An 18,783-nucleotide genomic window follows, 5' to 3' on the forward strand; every position below is an offset into this window, starting at 1 on the left:
AGTGGCGCGAACACGTCTTGAAACCTTAATCCCGGCCAATCTGGGTATTCCACGTGGTGTGGAAGCCCCGCCGTTCACGGCGGGCGAGGATGTCACGCACGGCGTCCCAGGTTCGGTTTCGGTCGATGCACAGCCGCCAATGGCCGTCCCATTGCGACATTTCCTGCTGGGGCTGGTGTTTCTCATTGCCGGCGGACTCACTGCAGTTATTCACGCGATCGGCTTTGGTACACCGCTGTTCCCTCTCAGCTACGCCCACCTTCTGTTGGTGGGATGGGTCTGCGTGACGATCATGGGCGCGATGACGCAGTTCGTCCCCGTCTGGTCTGGCGTGACGCTTCACGCCGATCGGCTGGCGACACTCCAAGCTGTCGCGGTCGCGATCGGGGTGTCTGGGCTGGCGATTGCGTTCGCGATCGGCCACGTGACGCTCGTGGCCCCGTTCGCTGTGGTGCTGTTCGGTGGATTTGTGATCTTCATCTACAACGTCGCACGGACGCTCGCGGCTGCTCGTCCGTTCGACGTCACGGAGTGGCACTTCGTGCTCGCGCTCGTGTTCTTTCTTATGGCGACCCTACTTGGAGCAACGCTGGCACTTGATTACCGGTACGGGTTTGCCACGAGCACCCGGATATCGATAGTTACCGCCCACGTCACGCTTGCAGTGTTCGGCGGCGTTTTGACGACTGTGATTGGCGCGCTGTTTCAGTTAGGCCCGATGTTCACCCAGTACACCGAAATGGACGTCGATCGAATGATTCAGCGGATCGAGACGGTTGTTTACCCGATTGGTGTAGTGCTACTTGCTGGTGGACGGCTCACCGCAGCGGTACCGATCGCAACAGTTGGTGGACTCCTTGTTGCCCTTGGACTTGGTTTGACCGGAGTATTTCTCGGCCGCTGTCTCTATCGATCGACGGTCGAAGGGACTCCCATGCTCTCGCGGTACTGGGTCGTCGCCGCCTCTATGGTCCTCTGGCCGATCACTGCCGCCGTAGCCTGGACCGACGCGTCGCTCACACGGACATTCGTGTTGGGCGACCCACACTTTGGCGTAGTCTTGCTCGTCGGAATAATTGGATTTGTCGTGCTCGGGACGCTGTATCACATCGTTCCCTTCATCATCTGGGTCCACCGCTACAGCGATCGCCTCGGGCTGGAGGACGTCCCGATGATTGACGATCTCTACGACAGTCGGATCGCGGCGATCGACTTCTGGTGTGTCCTGTGTGGATTTGGTCTCCTCACGATCGGGATCGCGACTGCGGTTCCGACGGTTGCGGTGGGCGCGGCGATCGCAATCGGCGGTGCGGGCCTGTTCGCGTTCAATATGATCCACACCGTCTGGACCCACAGCCCGAATTCGATCGGTTCAGTCCCGATCGCACCGTTTGGCAAGCACGAGTAGGGCGCGGCTGTCTTCGATCGCGGTCGGCGAGATGTCCTGTGCGCCGTCGAATCGTGCGACATCTCCCGCGGTGAGTTCATATGTCTCCTCAGCGACGGTCAGATCGAGCTGTCCCTCGAGTATGTAGAGGACGATCTCACGATCTGGGTGTTCGTGCGGTGGCACTGACTCTCCCGCTGTCAGATCGAGTCGAACTGTCTTCGGCTCTACGCTCGGAAAGACCACCGCGTGCGGTGTCGCCTCGAGTTCGGAGAGTGACTGTACGTCGACCATCTCACTCTGTTTTCGGGAACGACGCCACGAACCTCTGTGGTTCAGGCTGTTCGACCGAATAGCCCTCGGCGTCGAACTCTGGTATCTCCGCTTGCATCTCGTAGAACAACGGCTTTGGCTCGTGATCGTTGACGATCGTCAACGTCTCGCCGGGTGCCATCTCCGCAAACGTCTTGTGGATCCGCTCGTGCCTGTTTACTGGTGGAATGTCGCGTACATCTAACGTTGGCATACACGATCGGGTTGGCGCTCGATCGATATCGGCCTTTACCCGAATACGTTCGTCGCCGCTACGAGCACATTCTCACACCCCAAGAATTCGTAGCCATAATTATACTGTACCGTACCGTACCCGTGGGTCGGATCAACAACCGAATCCACCGCATGCATGCGGTTTGGGCCTCAATTTTTCGCGCGCACGGTTAGACTTCCACAATTGGACACGTTCTGGTTGTCTTTTATTCAGAAAATGGCGTGCACGCGAATGGGTAACTGATGCGTTCTCGATCGGTGTGTACCCCGACGGGTATAATACGTTACAAATGTATTGGTGTAATTTGCTTGTATTGGTATTGAAAGTAATACTTATTCTGTCCGTTATTGGTAATACTAGTATTACTTTTTACCAGTGTTGCTCCCCAGCTTAGTGGCACCAATCAGCTAGATCGATCGGATCGTCTGTGATTGCGGGCCAGTCAATTCTTTATTAGTATAAAAACTGTGGTGGCCTCATCATTGAGGGACCAACGGAACCGTCGCTACATGTCCGCGCCGTATTCCGATTGGACGTACGCCAGAAGCGTTAATATATCCTCAGTCCCAGATCGGTTGAGGTTGTTCAATCCCATTGCGATCAACAGGGGATAAAAATCTTGGAGCTTTTGCATGTCGTATCCGCTCTCGCGTTTGCACTCGTAGCTTGATCGTCGATACGCCAACTCAACTGCACTCTTGAGATCCGCCGGCAGGTAAATCGTCGTCGCTTCCCATTCGGATTTGATGTTGCCGAGATTTTGGAGTTGATATTCTCCGCTCGGCTCCGGGGCCGACGGACCGATTCCGTCTTCGAACCCCTCTCCCTCGCCTTCAGAGCCGCTATCGCCGTCAGTCATTGATCCACACCACCGAGCTTTCGAGGTCCGAACGTCCTACGGTTGTAGACTGTGCCCATGAGCGTGACTACGCTCAGGACTGCTCAAAACCGTTCCGGTCGATCAAATGAAAAATAATTATAACTATAGATAGTTTTAAGTAATTTCGCTCAAACTGGGAAGGTGGACGATAGTAATGACTCGAAAGTCTCTGAAGGACGCACGTCCTTCCCGACGGCAAGTGCTTCGACTGACAGGTGCGCTCGGTGTTGTTGGCCTCGCTGGCTGTACCGGTGATGGCGGCAACGGCAACGGCAACGGTGGTAACGGCAATGGTGGCAATGGCAACGGGGACAACGGCAACGGCGACGATAGCGGCTTTGAGGAGACCCTCGAAGTCATGCACGGCTGGACCGGCGGCGACGGCGCCGACGCCGTTGAGGCGCTCACCACTGCCTTCGAGGAAGAGTATCCGGACATGGATACCTCCTTCCGTGCGATCGGCGGCGGCGGGAACGTCGAACTCGATGCTTCAGTCGCGAGCCGTCTCCGTGACGGTGTACCACCGAGCGCGTTCGCCGGGTGGCCCGGAAAAAACCTCTCCCAGTACGAGGGCGTCCTCGGCGACATGGAAGCTGAGGTGTGGGAAGAGGCAGGGCTCTTCGACGCTCACGTCGAGGAGGTCGCAGAACTCTGCCGGTTCGACGGCGGGATGGCTGCGGTGCCGATTGGTTCGCACCGGATGAACGACCTGTTTTATAATGTGGAAGTTGTTGAAGCTGCAGGCGTCGATCCGGATAGTATCGACACGTTCGATGCGTTCCTCGACGCGCTTGAGGCCATTGAGTCCGAAACTGACGCCCAGCCATACGCGAATTCTCTTGAAGCGTGGACTGTGCTCCAGCTCTGGGCGCAGGTCATGCTCGGCGGACAGGGATTCGACGCGTACATGAACTTTATCGAGGGCGACGGAGACAGAAGTGCGGTCCAGGAGTCCTTCGAGCGGGTTGAAGAACTCCTTGACACCTACCTCAACGACGACGCCCCTGAGATCGGTTTCACCGAAGCAAACCAGCGGATTATGACCGGCGACGCCGGGTTTATTCACCAGGGCAACTGGGCCGCTGGTGCATATGTGGCTGAGGGCCTTGAGTTCGGAAGCGACTGGGACCGGATCCAGTTCCCCGGAACCGAGAACATGTACGGCTTCCACGTCGACTCATTTATTTACCCAGCCGACAACCCGAGCCCCGATGAGACACACGCGTTCCTCCGATTTGCCGGCAGCGAAACCGCTCAGATCGAGTTCAACCGCCTGAAGGGTTCGATCCCGACCCGCGATGTTGACACGTCGGACTTCAGTCCATACCTCACCGAGACGATCGAGGATTTCCAGAATGCCGAGCATCGACCACCGGCGATCGCTCACGGACTGGCCGTTACCCCGTCGCTGCAGGCTGATCTTGAGGATGTCTTGGCCGACACCTTCCTCGATCCGTACGATGTTGAGGCGGCGACCGACGGCTTCATCGACGCCCTGTAACAACGCTCACTCTGTATTTTATGAAACGAATCATACACGCGATGCGATCACGGGCTCGTCACGCCCGTTCAGACGATGGCGGCTGTGACGGCCGGGCCGATCGTCCCGCAAGCCTTGCGGACGCCGCCGAAAACAGTCCGGACGCCAGCGCGCTTCGCAGCGACGGCGGTGTCGCCGGCGAAACAGCCATAACTGACGACTACGAGCGGACACGTCTCCAGCGGTGGCGCGACAGTGATTTCGTCCAGTCCGTGCCGTTTTGGCTGCCCCCATTTTTATTAATGGGATTTTTTGTCTACGCCGCGATTGGCTGGAACTTCCTTATTTCTCTGACCGAGTATTCAGGGTTCGGTGACATCGACTATTCGACAATCGGGTTACACAACTACGTCGAACTCGTCGCGGATGCTGGATTTTGGGCGGCGACCCGGAACACGCTCGTGTTGCTCGTGGCGTTCACGCTTGCCTGTTTGGTGTTGGGGCTGTCGCTTGCGATCCTCTTGGATCGAAAAATTCGATTTGAGCGCACGTTCAGAACGATTTACCTGTTGCCGTTCGCGCTGTCGTTCATCGTCACCGCGCAGTTTTGGATGTGGATGTACAACTTCGATTTCGGCATTATCAACGGCCTCTTTGGGCTTGTCGGGCTCGGCCCCTATAGCTGGCTTGGCAGCCCGCGGCTGGTGCTCGGTTCGGTAATTTTCGCGTTAATGTGGCAGTTCAGCGGCTACACGATGGTCGTGTATCTCGCCGCGCTTCGGGCGATTCCAGGTGATCAATACGAGGCTGCTCGCGTTGACGGGGCGAACACGCTGAAGCTCTACTGGCGGGTCATTATTCCCCAACTGAAACCAGCAACAGTCAGCGCCTCGGTGGTGCTCGTGTTGTTCGCGCTGAAGGCGTTCGACTTCCTCTACGCGATCTGGGGGTTCCGCCCACGCCGCGGCGCAGACATTCTCGCAACCAAGATGGTTCGAGAGGCGTTCCAACGACAGGAGTGGGCCTACGGCGCGTCGATCGCGATCGTACTGTTTATCCTCTCGTTAGCCATCATCGCACCGTACCTCTATCAACAGTATACACAGGGTAATCTATGAGCACTGATACACACTCCTCAACAGACACTGATCCCACCTCGTCGTGGATCGATCGCGTGAGTGCCAGCGATGTCGGATTATACGCGCTCTTGCTCGGGCTGGTTGCGTTTTATCTGACGCCGATCCAAACCGGGCTCGTCACCTCGATCAAGACGAGTCAGGCATTGCGCGAGACGCTGCCATTCCTCCCGCCGGGTGCAGCTGGCATTACATTCGAAAAGTGGCAGGTCGCGTTCGAGGCACTCTCGAGTGGAATGATAAACAGCATGTTGTTTACAATTCCCTCGACGATTCTCTGTGCGGTCTTCGGGAGTATGGCTGCCTACGGATTGACTCTCGCGAACTGGCGCGGCCAGGTGCTCGTCTTTGCAACGTTTATCGCAGGCATCTTCATTCCATATCAGGCGGTCATCATTCCACTCTCGGAGTTTTGGACCGTCTGGGTGAATCTCGACGGTCGCTTAGCCTTCTTGTGGGGACTCCCACTCCTGGCTGAAAAACACGCGACGATCATCGAACTCATCATCACGCACACTGCGTATGGCATCCCGATCTGTACCGTGTTGTTCCGTGCGCAGTACCAGACGATGTCGTGGGAGATGATCGAAGCCGCGCGCCTCGACGGTGCGTCGATGTGGCGTGTCTATCGCCGGATCGTCCTGCCGCTTTCGATCCCGATGTTCGCAGTGGTGTTCATCTTCCAGTTCACCCAGATCTGGAACGAGTTCCTGTTCTCGTTGACGCTCATCAGAAGTGTGAGCGATCCCGCGGCGTCTGTGACGCTCATCCTCTCGGGGCTCGGCGAGGCAATGGAAGGCGTTGACTTCCCACTGCGGATGGCCGGCGCGTTCGTCGCCGCACTGCCGACCCTCATCGTCTACGTGCTCTTTGCGGACGAGTTTGCCGAGGGGGTTAAGGTATGAGTCATCAGACAGCACGGCCCGCCGAGACGGACAGGGTCGAATCGATCGGTATCCAACACACTCCAATACAGGAGGCCTACTAATCATGGCACGAACAACACTCGAACATATCACGAAAGTATTCACTGACGACAACGCCAACGATATCGTCGCTGTTGACGACGTCTCGATCGAAATCGAAGACGGAGAGTTCCTCGTTCTCGTCGGTCCCTCCGGCTGTGGCAAATCGACGACGCTGCGGATGGTCGCCGGGCTCGAGACAATCACTGACGGAAGGATCCGTCTTGATGATCGCGTCATCAACGATCTCCCCGCACAGGACCGAGACATCGCGATGGTGTTCCAGTCCTACGCGCTGTATCCACACATGACCGTCCGGGGCAACATGGCATTCGGACTTGAGGAGTCGACTGATCTCCCGGACGAGGAAATCGACGCGCTCGTCACCGAAACCGCTGAGATGTTGGGAATCGAGGGGATGCTTGATCGCACCCCTGACGAGCTCTCTGGCGGTCAGCAACAACGGGTCGCGCTCGGGCGAGCGATCGTTCGCGATCCCGACGTGTTCTTGATGGACGAACCGCTGTCGAACCTCGACGCGAAGCTCCGCTCGCAGATGCGTATGGAGCTCCAGCGGCTCCAGGAGGGACTCGACACGACCACAATATACGTCACACACGACCAGACGGAGGCGATGACGATGGGCGATCGGATCGCGGTTCTCAACGATGGGAAACTCCAGCAGGTCGGAACACCACTCGAATGCTATCACCGGCCGGCAAACCTGTTTGTTGCCGGATTTATTGGCGAGCCGTCGATGAACATGATTACTGGAACGATCGACGGCGACGCGTTCGTTAGCGACGAGTTCACATATCCGATCTCTGCAGACCTGGCCGCCGAACTTGAGGGAGTCTTCGACGTGACGCTCGGGATTCGTCCAGAGGATCTCGAACTATCCACTGAAGAGCCGGAAGACTCCCGTGCACTCTCGATGATCGTCGATGTCGTTGAGCCGATGGGCGATGAAAACGTCGTGTATCTTCGATTCGACAGCGGCGATGTCGGTATCGACGACGACCAACTCGTTCTCATCGCAACAATCGATGGCATAAGCGATATCGCGGGTATTGATCGCGTTTCGGTCCGCATTCCAGAGGAGGCGCTGCACGTCTTTTCAACTGAAACTGGCAATGCGATCCGCAATCGCCGTCTCGAGGGCGACGTCGAACGCGTCGTTTGAGCGCTGTCAATCGCTTTTTTGGCGACGAATCAGTTGTTGGGATCGATCGCGAGCGATCGGACGCCAACGATCAACAGATAGGCAGCGACAACAGCCGAAAGTACTCCCACGATACCTAGCGATCGGGCCGTGATCGAGCCGAACCAGCCCGCCAGCGCCACGGCCGCAAAGCCAATGGCCCACGATCCCAGATAGTCGGTCGTTCGAAGCACGTCTCGGGACTCTGAAAGCAACAGTGCGTCTCGGAATGATCGCCCTCGGAGCCGGACCGCGATCATCACTGGAATAACGTACAGCGTAGCGAGCATCGTCGCAATTGCTGTTGTTGATCCCAATAAAAAAGCCACAGAGGCACCACCACCGGTCGGGATCCCGTCTGCAGCAGCCAACGCCGTGAGCGCGAGTAGTCCGGCCGGGGCTGCCGTGACGACAACGGTGATGACAACCGCGTCGCGCCCGGTCATACTTATGGGTACCACACCCTCCAGCCCTGGTTGCGGATTCAGTTTATATCCAACTGCAAACAAGTATCCAATCATATATAGAATAATACTCATTACGATGAGGAGTACAATACCGCCGGCAACAGCGGGCAATAGGGCTGCGGCGTATCGCCCCGCGATCGCAACTGCGAGTACACACGCGGTGACAATTGCGATCGACCGGATCGTCTCTGCGGATCGAAGTGGCGGCCATCGCTGATCGAATTGCATATCAGTTCCTGCTTGTTCCTCCCGCTCGCTCAGTATCAAACGATCGGAATCATAATGATCGTCTGTGCGCGTGGTGTGGGCATGCCCCAATGGTTCCGACGCGTCGTCCCCGACGTAATCCGGCAGCGATACGCGCTGAAGTTTATGCTCGTTTTGTTGCTTATTGGCCTCTGCATCGGCGCAATGGGGCATCTCGGGACCGAGCAACTCGCCGGTGAGGTTCAAGACCGTGCGTACGCAGAACAGTCGACACTCGCCGAACAGGAAGCCAGACACGTGAGCAACTGGCACGATCGCAACTACTTCATTACGGACGCACTCACCACCTCTGATGTCGTCGTTGCGGGTGATGTCGACGACGCGTACTTTTCGCGGACGAAGGCACAGTACGCAGGAACGGTAAACCACATCCACTACGTTGACGTAGGCGAGCGCGAGGTAACGTACAGTACCTCTTCGGATGTGTCACGAGATCTCGATACAGTCGAGGAACCATGGGGATCACTCAGGCCACTCGACGAACGCGACGACACCACCGCGCTGGAGTTCGCAAAAACTCGATCGCTCGGTGCGTATATTTCTCATGATGGTACACCTGTCGTCGCGTACGCAAAGCCAATCCCAAACGATCGTGGCCAGTACCTCAACTCCGAGCGGTTCTTGATTGTAACCGCTCGTCTAGACTCACTCAGCGAGGAGTTACTCAACGCAGACGGAACTATCTCGTATGTTGTCGACCCAACAGATAACCGAGTTATCGCAGATCCTGCCGGAGAATCGTACTTCGACGCGTATCCACACGGCAGTGATATCGTTGGTACACAGGGAACGACTGAGTTCGGCGTCCCGGCTGAATCGTTGCAGCGATCGATCGCCGCGTCAAATCCTGACCGAACCAATGTCGACGGCGAATACATTGCGTCGTACGCGCGTATTCCTGGCGATGATCTGAATGGGCTCTATCTCGTCGTTCATACCCCCCAAGAGAACGTTTTTGGCTTCATTGATACGGTACAGTTGTATGGGCGGATTATCACTGTCGTCGGGATCTTTCTCATCATGCTCGTCGGTGGGGTAATGGGACAGAATCGCTCGGCAGCGGTCAGTGAACTCAAACAGAAAACTGAACGAATGGAGGCCGGTGATCTCGACGTTAATTTTGAGAGCGATCGGATCGACGACCTTGGCCGACTGTACGACGGACTCGGATCGATGCGTGACGCGCTCGTCTCCCAGATTCAGCGGGCAGAACGAGCCCGAGCCGACGCGGAGGCCGAACGAGAACACGTCCAACAGCTCAACGACGATCTCCAAGCGACGGCCGACACCTACGCGCAAGTGATGCGCGCAGCCGCAGACGGAGATCTAACAGTTCGAATGGATACAAATATTTCTGACACACCACAGATGGAGCAGATCGCAGCCGAGTTTAACGAGATGCTACAGACGACAGAGCGGACGGTCGCACAACTTAATGAGTTCGCCGAGCACGTGGCTGCGACGAGCGAAGACGTTACAACGTCGAGCGATTCGGTTCGCACAGCAAGCGAACGGGTGAGCGATTCGATCGGTGAAATCGCGGCGGACGCACAGTCACAAAACGAGCTATTACAGGCGGCGACCACTGAGCTGTCAGACTTGGCGGCGGTAACAGAGGATATCTCTGCTTCCACCGACGAGGTCGCAACCCTCGCTGCCCAGACTGCCGACGCAAGCGAAACAGGGCGGGTCGCCGCGGCGAACGCGATCGACGGGATGGACGAGGTCGAAACCTCTTCCAAGCAGGCCGTCGCAGAAATTATTACGTTGCAATCAGAGGTCGAACAAGTCGACGAACTCATCGATCGGATCGGCGAGATCGCTGATCAGACTAACATGCTTGCACTGGATACGACGATTGAGGCGTCTCGATCCGAGAGCGCGTCAGCGGCAAATGCCGATGGATTTGATTTCGTTGTTAACGAAATTAAATCTCTTTCGAGAGACACGAAGTCGGTCGCCGAAGAGATCGAGACGCGACTCGATCGGATACGTGAACAGACCGGTCGATCTGTCCACGAGGTCGAACGAACGAGCGAGCAGATCGACGAGGTTAGCGATCGGGTCACTGACGCTGTAACGGCACTTGAGCGGATCGACGACTACGCCCAAGAGACGAACGACGGCGTCCAGGCAATCTCCGCATCGACGAAACAACAGGCCGAGTCGACTGACGAAGTGGTTTCAATGGCAGCACAGGCGGCATCGATCGCCAGAGAAACCAGTGCTGAGGCCCGCGTTGTGGACGCTCTTGCGGACAAACAGGTGAGTGAACTCCACTCTGTCTCGCGATCGGCGTCGACCCTGTCGGCTCAATCGGGGGTTCTCTCGGACACGTTGTCGACGTTTGAAACGTCAGTGGAGGACCCAACAGTCGTCTCGCCGCTCTTTGTCCGTACGGGAGGAACGCCGCCATCAGAGTGATCTCGGTACGCTTACTCATCCCTGTTGAAAATTACAAATATAATGCTGTAATTCCTCTTTGTGCCAGCCATTGTTTCTCTATACGAAATAATTCTCACAGCCTACTGGTCAGCCAGCTCGATTTGGAGCTGGTCGATCGGCGCGTGTTTGGCGACTGCACAGCCGAATGGTTCGAGCGCACTATCGCCAACAAGCCAGTCACCCCCGGTGTCGATCTCGTAGTCCTCACTGGTGAAGTTGACTATCCACGTGCGGTCCCCGCGAGCTCCGACTCTGACTCCGACCGGAAGCCGATCGGTGTGTGCGACGTCGCCCCGACTGAGGCACTCGGTTACAAGTTCGTCTGCGAGGTCCTCGCGAGGCCACACCCCGCAGTACGTAACCGTTCCGTCGCCGGCAGCGTGTTCGACGACCGCCGCGGCGTCTGCTCCAGGACCGTGTTCGTACCGCATTCGGACGATCGCGTCCGTCGGTTCGAGCCACTCAGCCCACGTTCGGTACGCGAACGATCGATCGGTCTCGGTCTCGCGGACGCGCGTCTCCATCCGATTGGGAACCGATTCGTGTTGGTCGACGGTCGCGCCGACAAGCGACGCGAGCGGTCCCGGCTGTGGCTCTGCCCTAAGTGTGTTGTGGTGGTCTTTTGATCCACTCCGCGGGCCGATAAGGAGTTCGCCACCGTCTTCGACGTAGGTGGTGAGCCGATCGGCCAACTCCTCGGTCATAAGGTACAGCGAGGGAGCGATGACGACATCGTAGTCCGAAAGCGACGTCGCGGGATCGATAACATCGACCTGTACACCTCGGGACCGAACCGCGCCGTAGAACCCGTCGACCAGCGACCAGTAGTCGAAGTCGGGACTGTGTGGCTGTTCGGACAGTGCCCAAAGCGAGTCGTAGTCGTGTAGCACCGCCACCGGCGCATTCACCGAACCGAATTCGCTGAGGCGATCGAACTCCTCGGCTGCCTGTGCGGCGTCCGCGTAGCCGCGATCGGGACTGCCGTCCTGTTTCAACAGGCCAGCGTGGTACTGTTCTTGTCCGGAGAGACACCGCCGCCACCGAAAGTACAACACGGCATCCGCACCGTGCGCGGCCGCGTGGTGTGCCCACAGTCGCATTGCGCCCTCCGCGGGCTGCGGACAGCGCGGGGGCCAGTTTACGTCGCCGGGCTGTTGTTCCATCACCCAGAAAGGCTGGCCAAGCGCACCCCGATACAGGTCGTGGTTCAGCCCGACTTGATCGGGATCGCCCGCCCGGAGTTCGTCAACGGTCGCCTCGCCGTCGCGGCGGTCCTGGACGAATCCGGTCGGATACGAATCCCATGAAACCAGATCGAGCGCCTCGCTGACGTCGTAGGCGTTGAGGGTCGGGAAATGCCCCATGAAGTTGTGTGTCACGAACCACTCGGGGTTTGTCTCCCGAAGGACCTGTGTGTGGATCTTGTTATACTCGACGACGCTGTCGCTCGAAAATCGCGCGTACGCCAGCGTTCGGGACGGATGCTGTTCGGCCGGCGTCGGCTGGGGTGGATCGATCGCCGCAAACGAGGGGTATCCTTGGGACCAAAACGCGTTCCCCCAGGCCTCGTTGAGGTGGTCGATGTCGTCGTACCGCTCGCGTAGCCACGTTCGGAACGCCGATGCACACTCATCACAGTAACACCGCACCGTCCGGTGGCAGCCGAATTCGTTGTCCGTCTGCCAACCCGCAACCGCCGGGTGATCCGCGTACCGCTCCGCAAGGATCGACACGATGCGTTCGGTCTCCGCGCGATAGCGCGCGGAATTAAAACAGTAGTGTCGCCGGCTCCCAAACCCTCGGACTGTTCCATTGAGGTCACGTTGGTGAATCTCGGGATACTCGTCGACGAGCCACTTCGGCGGCGTCGCTGTCGGGGTACAGAGAATTGCCTCCAGCCCATGATCGTCGATTAGCGACAGCGCCGTGTCGAGCCACTCGAAGTCGAACGTCCCGCGTTCAGGCTCGATCCGCTCCCACGCGAACTCCCCCATTCGGACGTACTTGATTCCCGCTTCTGCCATGCGTTCAATGTCTGTTGCCCACCGTTCGGGCGGCCAGTGCTCCGGAAAGTAACACGTTCCGATCGCCATACCCGATCGACCGCCGGCCGTAACCTAAACGTTTCTATCGCGGCGACGATGAGCGATCGGCAACGAGCCTCATGTCGTTTCGCATAACGAAATTACTGCGAAAACAGCTGGAGTTCGATCTCGTTTGCGGTACTGATCACGAGCCCGGCGAGGTCTTCTTCCAGCTTCTTCCCGCTCATTGTGTCGATGCTCCCGGAGACACTTACAGCTCCGATAGGACCATCCTCCGTGGTAATCGGCGCAGCGACACACTGAACAGAGGGGAGGTGTTCGCCTCGCTCGAACGCGAGTTCACGGTCACGAACGGATCGAAGCATTGCGAACAGTTCGTCGGGGTCTGTGGTCGTCTTCGCTGTCAGCTTCGGCAACCCGGTTGTCTCAATAATTGTCTCAACTGCCTCACGCGGTAACTGTGAGAGGATCGCTTTCCCGCCCGCTGTCGCATGGAGGTATATGCGCTCGCCAATCGTGGGAAGATAGCCCTGCACTGCTGCGGAGTCACCGGCGCGGTACAGATAGATCCCATACCCCTGTTCTGGGACGATGAGATTGACAATCGCCCCTGAAGTGTCCGCAAGATTGTCGATCGCCGGGCGTGCGATCCGAAATAGCTCCGATCGGTCCCGCATTCGACAGCCCAACCCGAGAAATCGATAGCCGAGGCTGTAGCTCGTGTCCTCTTTGACGACGTAACCGAGCGATCGGAGCGTTGTGAGGTGTTTGTGCACTGACCCCTTCGAGATCCCCGTCTTCTCGGCCAGCTCTGTCACCCCGGCTGTCCCCGCCTCCCGGAGCGCTTCGATGATCGTAAACGAGGTTCGAACCGCCCCGACCGGGTATGTCTGATCGCTCATACGCGGAGCATGGACGCTTCACTATTAAAATTTCGTATAGAGAAACGCACCAGCTACCGGTCATTTTGTTTGATCTCGCGTGCGTAGGAGACGAACGGCGCATCCTCCATGAGCGCCGATCGGCCGCCGTCGATCAGGATCGAACTCCCGGTCATGAACGATGCGTCGTCGCTGGCGAGGAACGCCGCCGCGCCCGCGACGTCTCCCGGCTGGCCGATCCGACCGATCGGGTGGAGTTCTTCGACCTCCTCGTAGCGGCCCTCCGCGAGCTCCTCGCGGGTTCTGTCGACCTCGATCCAGCCCGGATTGAGGCTGTTCGCCCGGATCCCGAGCGGACCGAGTTCAACGGCCATCGCTCGGGTCATCCCGTCAGTCCCTGCCTTGACGGCATTATACGGGAATATCTCCGGCATCGTGAGCCGCGCGTGGTTCGATGAGATGTTGATGATGCTCCCGCCTTCTGGCATGTGTTCGATCGCCTCCTTCGCGGCGAGCCAGTACCCTCGGAAGTCGGTGTCGACGACGAACGACCAGTCCTCGAGCGTTGCATCCCGAACGCCTGTCTCCGTCTGGACCGCTGCGTTGTTCACAAGTACGTCGATCGACCCGTATTCCTCGACGGTTTCCTCGATGAGCGCGGCGATCGACTCGGGTTCGCGCATGTCCACGCGAACAAATCGTGCGTCACCGTCGTTGGCTGCGTTCGTGATCTCGCGGGCGACTGCCTCGCCGGCCGCCTCACTGCGCCCCGAAACCACAACGTTCGCGCCCTCGCCAGCGAATCGGCGAGCGATTGCCGCGCCGATCCCGCGTGTCGAACCGGTGACAATCGCCGTTCGATCGTCGAGTCTGCCCCCGCTGCCGTTGCCGTTCGACCCGCCGCCGTTCGCGTTTGGTGTCAGCATGGATTACCACTCCGTGACGCTGCCATCGTCGTTCCGCCACACTGGGTTGTGCCAGTTGACGGTCCGTTCGGCCTGGCGTTTGACGTAGGATTCGTTGATGTCGATCCCGAGACCCGGATCGCTCGGCACATCGACGTAGCCGTCTTTGTACTCGAAGACGGTCGGGTCCGTGAGATAGTCCAGTACATCGCTCGTCTCGTTGTAGTGAATGTTGAGACTCTGTTCTTGGATCAGCGCGTTTGGCGAGACCGTATCCACGTGCACGCAAGACGCGAGCGCGATCGGGCCGAGCGGACAGTGCGGCGCAAGCGCGACGTCGTAGGCCTCAGCCATCGCGGCGATCTTTTTCACCTCCGTGATCCCACCGGCGTGTGAGAGATCCGGTTGAATGATATCAACGCTGCCGTCCTCGAACACCTCCTTGAAGTCCCATCGAGAGAACATTCGTTCGCCCGTCGCGATCGGGATTGTCGTGTGTGCGGCGATGTCACCCAGCGCGTCGTTGTGCTCGGGTAGGACGGGCTCTTCGATGAACATCGGCTCGTACGGCTCGAGCGCCTTCGCGAGCCGTTTTGCCATCGGCTTCGATACCCGTCCGTGGAAATCGACGCCAATGTCGACCTCGGGACCGACTCGTTCTCGGACCTCTGCGAGCCGATCGCGGGCAGACTGGACCGCCGCGGGATTATCCACGCGGCGCAGTTCCGAGGTCGCGTTCATCTTGAGTGCGCTGAAGCCGTTGTCGACCTTCTCGGCAGCCGCGTCGCCCACCTCGCTCGGTCGATCGCCGCCAATCCACTGATAGACGCGGATGCGATCGCGTGCCCGCCCGCCCAACAGCTCGTAGACAGGCGCGCCGAACTGCTTGCCCTTGATATCCCACAGCGCCTGATCGATTCCCGCGATCGCGCTCATGAGCACCGGTCCTCCGCGGTAGAAGCCGCCGCGATACATCGTCTGCCAGTGATCTTCGATTCGGTGTGGATCCTCCCGAAGGAGGTAGTTGTCCATCAGCTCTTCGACGGCTCCTTTGACGGTCTTTGCGCGGCCCTCAACGACAGGCTCGCCCCAGCCGACGGTCCCGTCGCTGGTCTCGATCCGCAGGAATAGCCATCGTGGCGGTACTTCGTACAGGTCGTAGTCGACGATCGTTGTCATTGGTCTGGATTCGGTAGAGTCGTTAGCTCAGCGCTGGAAGATACGGTTCATTCGCGTCGAGCAGTTCCTCGGTCATCTCGTGGATCTCTTCGAGGGTCAACGCCGCCGCGGTCAATGGATCGAGCTTCACCGCCTGGTGGATCGATTCGCGATCGCCTTCGAGCGCGCCCTTGACTGTCAGCTGTTGGACGTGGATGTTCGATCGATTCAACGCAGCAAGCTGCGGCGGCAAATCACCAACGCTGCAGGGATGAATGCCCGTCCCGTCGACGAAACACGGCACCTCCACACAGGCCGACCGCGGCAGGTTGGTGATCGAGGCATCTGCATTACTCACGTTGAGGTTGAACCGACGCGCCGTGTCGGTCTCCAGTGAGTGGATGATCCGCGAGGCGTACTCCTCGGAGCGTTCGATCGTGACCGACTGGGGATCGATATCCGCGAGCGCGCGATCACGTTCTGCCGAGCGGGCTTTCCACCCTTCGAGGTACGTTGCTGTTGGCATCCGCTCGGCGTAGTCGGTGCCGGTCAGCCGCTCAATTTCTTCGGGATCAGTCCGGAAGTACGGGTGGTACTCGCTGTTGTGGTGGCTCGACTCTGTCACGAACGCGCCGAAGTGTTTGAACAGGTCGAACCGAACGGTGTCGCGCTCGTAGATCGACTCGTCGGTCATTGCCTCCCGAAGCCGCGGGTACAGGTCCTCGCCATCGTGTTCACACTGGAGGAACCACGCCATGTGGTTGATACCGGCGACCCAGTAGTCGAGTTCGTCTTTGGGCACTCCGACATACTCGGCAATTGCCTCTGCGGTATGTGGAACGCTATGACACAACCCGATCGTCTCGATATCAGTCTCCTCAAACAGCGCCCAGCAGAGAATCGCCATCGGGTTCGTGTAGTTCATAAACAATGCGTTCGGACACAGTTCCTCCATGTCTGCGACAATGTCGAGCATCGTCGGCAGCGTCCGGAGTGCCCGGAAGATTCCGCCTGGCCCAAGCGTGTCGCCGATCGCCTGCTCAACGCCGTATTCCCGTGGGATCTCGATCTCGTTTTCAAACGGCTCGGTGCCGCCGACGTTGATCATGTTGAGCACGTAATCGGCGCCGTCGAGTGCCTCGCGGCGATCGGTTGTCGATTCGATCGTTGCCTCGACCTCGGTGTTTTCGACCATCGCAGTCGCGATCTGCGTCGTCTGTTCAAGCCGGTGTTCGTCGATGTCCATCAGCACGATCTCACTGCTGGACAGCGCCGGAAACGAGAGGATGTCACCAACGAGTTTCTTGGCGAACACCATGCTTCCGGCTCCAATAAAGGCGATACGTGGCATCTATTGACGTTGGGGTGCTCGTCATCTTAAAACCACATGGTCTAACGGCTCTTGTCCAGCTGTTCAGCGGTGACGCTATAGTAGCGTTTGCAATTATTTTCCCACTGCTGTTTAAGAACCGTCGGCTCAAACGCTCTTGGACCGTATACCGTACGACTTGTTGCAAAGCGTTGCAAACGCTACTATAGTTTGAGCTAGCAGAATCTGTCCAAAACTATTAAATACGTTTGTTACAATTATCTCCACAGCGTTTCAGCGTATGCCACACAACACTAACTCAATGTACGGTCGACGCAGGGTACTGGGCGGACTAATCACAGCCGGCACGTTTGCTGCCGCAGGATGTATCGGAACGGACGATCCCGATGGAAACGGCGGCAACGGAAACGGCGATGGCAACGGGAATGGCGGCAACGGCGACGGGAACGGCAACGGCGGCAATGGTGACGGCAACGGTGGCACAGAGATGGCTGGCTCGATCGAGGGGTGGGGCTGGGATGTCGCCGCTCGATCGCTCCAGCTAACCGCCGAAGCGTACGAAGAAGAACACGACGCCAGCGTCACTGTCGAGGAGTTCGGTCGTTCAGCAATGAAAGACGATCTCCAGACGCGTCTCGCCAGTGGATCGGGTGCACCTGACGTGGCGATGCTCGAGATGGTCGATGGACACTCCTACATTGACACTGAGTCACTCGCCGACCTTTCCGGACACATCGAGGACGCGGACGTGTACGACGATTTCGTCCCTGGGGTCTGGGAGGCACTCAGTACGGAGGACGCAATATACGCACTTCCGTGGGACATCGGGCCGACCGCTGTGTACTACCGCCGGGATGTCTACGACGAGCACGGATTGGACGTCGATTCGATCGAAACGTGGGACGATGTCCTCGAAGAGGGACAGAAGCTCCCCGATGACGTTTATATGCTCAACCTCCCGCCGGGAGACCTTGCGGGCGTCTGGCGGTACCAGTTCCGACAGCTCGGAAACAACCCCTTTACTGACGACGGTGCGGTAAACATCCACGACGAAGATTCGGTTACGATCGCTCGCACGATGAAAGAGTTGTATGATGCCGACATCGCGTCGATGCTTGAGGGATGGTCTTCGGCGTGGTTCGGTGCCTACGAGAGCGGCGAAATCGCGTCACTGCCCTCTGCGGCGTGGATGGAGGGAACGCTACGAGCGGAACTACCTGACACCGCCGGCGACTGGGGCGTCTACAAGATCCCGGCCTTCGAGTCGGGTGGCCCACGCGCGTCGAACTGGGGTGGTTCCAGCCTTATGATTCCGGCACAGATCGAAGAACCCGAACGAAACCGCGGATGGGACTACATCCAGTGGTCGCTGGCAACTGAGGAGATGCAGATGCTCATGTTTGACGAGTTCGGGCTGTTTCCCGCGCTCGAAACGACGTACGACAACGAGGCATTCGACGAGGAACTCGACTTCTTCGGTGGGCAGGCCGCACGACGCCTCTTTGCGGACGTGGCGCAGGAAATCCCTGACTACCGCTTCTCGGTCGACACGCCGGAGGTTTCCGACGCGATCAACACCGAATTTGAGCGGATGCTTCGTGACGACATCGATCCGGAAGAAGCCGTGATGGCCGCCGCCGAAACTGTCGCTGATCGAACGGACCGCGAACTCGCCTGATCTCGGGGTCC

General features: G+C 58.4%; 16 protein-coding genes. 7 read left to right on the top strand and 9 right to left on the bottom strand.

The genetic code is table 11. The features are described 5' to 3' along the window. A partial coding sequence (locus E5K03_RS05035; protein ID WP_321167625.1) for a hypothetical protein occupies positions 1-1,408 on the top strand: 1,408 nt, incomplete at its 5' end. On the opposite strand, the gene E5K03_RS05040 is transcribed toward E5K03_RS05035, so the two are convergent. The 3 genes from E5K03_RS05040 to E5K03_RS05050 all read right to left on the bottom strand — a co-directional run bounded on the left by E5K03_RS05040 (position 1,373) and on the right by E5K03_RS05050 (position 2,793). Beyond that, entirely contained in the window at positions 1,373-1,681 is a 309-nt protein-coding gene (locus E5K03_RS05040) for a cupin domain-containing protein (protein ID WP_138005270.1), read from the bottom strand. The two genes, E5K03_RS05035 and E5K03_RS05040, sit on opposite strands and share 36 nt — an antisense overlap. Before the next feature lies 1 nt (position 1,682). Continuing rightward, positions 1,683-1,913 (bottom strand): DUF2249 domain-containing protein, encoded by a 231-nt coding sequence (locus E5K03_RS05045; protein WP_138005271.1) that lies wholly within the window; start codon positions 1,911-1,913, stop codon positions 1,683-1,685. Positions 1,914-2,439: 526 nt separating this feature from the next. Then, positions 2,440-2,793, bottom strand: coding sequence for a hypothetical protein (locus tag E5K03_RS05050; RefSeq protein ID WP_138005272.1), 354 nt, complete (start codon positions 2,791-2,793; stop codon positions 2,440-2,442). 175 nt (positions 2,794-2,968) lie between these two features. On the opposite strand from E5K03_RS05050, the gene E5K03_RS05055 reads away from it, so the two are divergent. From E5K03_RS05055 to E5K03_RS05070, 4 genes are all read left to right on the top strand, one after another. Next, entirely contained in the window at positions 2,969-4,315 is a 1,347-nt protein-coding gene (locus E5K03_RS05055; RefSeq protein WP_138005273.1) for an ABC transporter substrate-binding protein, read from the top strand. A gap of 41 nt (positions 4,316-4,356) precedes the next feature. After that, complete coding sequence (locus tag E5K03_RS05060) at positions 4,357-5,412, top strand: carbohydrate ABC transporter permease (RefSeq protein ID WP_138005274.1); 1,056 nt, start codon at positions 4,357-4,359, stop codon at positions 5,410-5,412. After that, positions 5,409-6,335 (top strand): carbohydrate ABC transporter permease, encoded by a 927-nt coding sequence (locus E5K03_RS05065; RefSeq protein WP_138005275.1) that lies wholly within the window; start codon positions 5,409-5,411, stop codon positions 6,333-6,335. Before E5K03_RS05060 ends, E5K03_RS05065 begins: the two co-directional genes overlap by 4 nt. Before the next feature lie 85 nt (positions 6,336-6,420). Beyond that, positions 6,421-7,578, top strand: coding sequence for an ABC transporter ATP-binding protein (locus E5K03_RS05070; protein ID WP_138005276.1), 1,158 nt, complete (start codon positions 6,421-6,423; stop codon positions 7,576-7,578). Between the two features lie 29 nt (positions 7,579-7,607). Here the strand turns inward: E5K03_RS05070 and E5K03_RS05075 are convergent, their stop codons facing one another. Then, positions 7,608-8,291, bottom strand: coding sequence for a DUF4013 domain-containing protein (locus E5K03_RS05075; protein ID WP_138005277.1), 684 nt, complete (start codon positions 8,289-8,291; stop codon positions 7,608-7,610). A gap of 81 nt (positions 8,292-8,372) precedes the next feature. On the opposite strand from E5K03_RS05075, the gene E5K03_RS05080 reads away from it, so the two are divergent. After that, positions 8,373-10,754 (top strand): methyl-accepting chemotaxis protein, encoded by a 2,382-nt coding sequence (locus tag E5K03_RS05080; protein WP_171006600.1) that lies wholly within the window; start codon positions 8,373-8,375, stop codon positions 10,752-10,754. Between the two features lie 101 nt (positions 10,755-10,855). Here E5K03_RS05080 and E5K03_RS05085 read toward each other — a convergent pair whose 3' ends face one another. From E5K03_RS05085 to melA, 5 genes are all read right to left on the bottom strand, one after another. Next, on the bottom strand, positions 10,856-12,868 hold the full coding sequence (locus E5K03_RS05085) for a beta-galactosidase (RefSeq protein ID WP_138005279.1): 2,013 nt from the start codon (positions 12,866-12,868) through the stop codon (positions 10,856-10,858). A 92-nt stretch (positions 12,869-12,960) separates the two neighbouring features. After that, entirely contained in the window at positions 12,961-13,722 is a 762-nt protein-coding gene (locus E5K03_RS05090; protein ID WP_138005280.1) for an IclR family transcriptional regulator, read from the bottom strand. 53 nt (positions 13,723-13,775) lie between these two features. After that, positions 13,776-14,627 (bottom strand): SDR family NAD(P)-dependent oxidoreductase, encoded by an 852-nt coding sequence (locus E5K03_RS05095; protein ID WP_138005281.1) that lies wholly within the window; start codon positions 14,625-14,627, stop codon positions 13,776-13,778. A 3-nt stretch (positions 14,628-14,630) separates the two neighbouring features. After that, a complete protein-coding gene (dgoD, locus tag E5K03_RS05100; RefSeq protein ID WP_138005282.1) occupies positions 14,631-15,785 on the bottom strand; it encodes a galactonate dehydratase in 1,155 nt (384 codons plus the stop codon). Positions 15,786-15,807: 22 nt separating this feature from the next. Continuing rightward, positions 15,808-17,115 (bottom strand): alpha-glucosidase/alpha-galactosidase, encoded by a 1,308-nt coding sequence (gene melA / locus E5K03_RS05105; protein ID WP_138005283.1) that lies wholly within the window; start codon positions 17,113-17,115, stop codon positions 15,808-15,810. Between the two features lie 280 nt (positions 17,116-17,395). Between melA and E5K03_RS05110 the strand changes: the two genes are divergently transcribed. After that, positions 17,396-18,772, top strand: a complete 1,377-nt coding sequence (locus tag E5K03_RS05110) for an ABC transporter substrate-binding protein (RefSeq protein WP_240729944.1) — start codon at positions 17,396-17,398, stop codon at positions 18,770-18,772. Positions 18,773-18,783: the final 11 nt, after the last annotated feature.

The organism is Halalkalirubrum salinum, from assembly GCF_005543295.1.
Taxonomy (GTDB): Archaea; Halobacteriota; Halobacteria; order Halobacteriales; family Haloferacaceae; genus Halalkalirubrum; species Halalkalirubrum salinum.

What these genes read in the sequence shown, in the direction of transcription:
- E5K03_RS05110 (WP_240729944.1), top strand. Translation starts at nt 17,396, where the DNA reads ATGTACGGTCGACGCAGGGTACTGGGCGGACTAATCACAGCCGGCACG.
- melA (WP_138005283.1), bottom strand. Translation starts at nt 17,115, where the DNA reads ATGCCACGTATCGCCTTTATTGGAGCCGGAAGCATGGTGTTCGCCAAG.
- E5K03_RS05090 (WP_138005280.1), bottom strand. Translation starts at nt 13,722, where the DNA reads ATGAGCGATCAGACATACCCGGTCGGGGCGGTTCGAACCTCGTTTACG.
- E5K03_RS05045 (WP_138005271.1), bottom strand. Translation starts at nt 1,913, where the DNA reads ATGCCAACGTTAGATGTACGCGACATTCCACCAGTAAACAGGCACGAG.
- E5K03_RS05070 (WP_138005276.1), top strand. Translation starts at nt 6,421, where the DNA reads ATGGCACGAACAACACTCGAACATATCACGAAAGTATTCACTGACGAC.
- E5K03_RS05055 (WP_138005273.1), top strand. Translation starts at nt 2,969, where the DNA reads ATGACTCGAAAGTCTCTGAAGGACGCACGTCCTTCCCGACGGCAAGTG.
- E5K03_RS05065 (WP_138005275.1), top strand. Translation starts at nt 5,409, where the DNA reads ATGAGCACTGATACACACTCCTCAACAGACACTGATCCCACCTCGTCG.
- E5K03_RS05085 (WP_138005279.1), bottom strand. Translation starts at nt 12,868, where the DNA reads ATGGCGATCGGAACGTGTTACTTTCCGGAGCACTGGCCGCCCGAACGG.
- E5K03_RS05095 (WP_138005281.1), bottom strand. Translation starts at nt 14,627, where the DNA reads ATGCTGACACCAAACGCGAACGGCGGCGGGTCGAACGGCAACGGCAGC.
- dgoD (WP_138005282.1), bottom strand. Translation starts at nt 15,785, where the DNA reads ATGACAACGATCGTCGACTACGACCTGTACGAAGTACCGCCACGATGG.
- E5K03_RS05080 (WP_171006600.1), top strand. Translation starts at nt 8,373, where the DNA reads ATGCCCCAATGGTTCCGACGCGTCGTCCCCGACGTAATCCGGCAGCGA.
- E5K03_RS05075 (WP_138005277.1), bottom strand. Translation starts at nt 8,291, where the DNA reads ATGCAATTCGATCAGCGATGGCCGCCACTTCGATCCGCAGAGACGATC.
- E5K03_RS05040 (WP_138005270.1), bottom strand. Translation starts at nt 1,681, where the DNA reads ATGGTCGACGTACAGTCACTCTCCGAACTCGAGGCGACACCGCACGCG.
- E5K03_RS05050 (WP_138005272.1), bottom strand. Translation starts at nt 2,793, where the DNA reads ATGACTGACGGCGATAGCGGCTCTGAAGGCGAGGGAGAGGGGTTCGAA.
- E5K03_RS05060 (WP_138005274.1), top strand. Translation starts at nt 4,357, where the DNA reads ATGCGATCACGGGCTCGTCACGCCCGTTCAGACGATGGCGGCTGTGAC.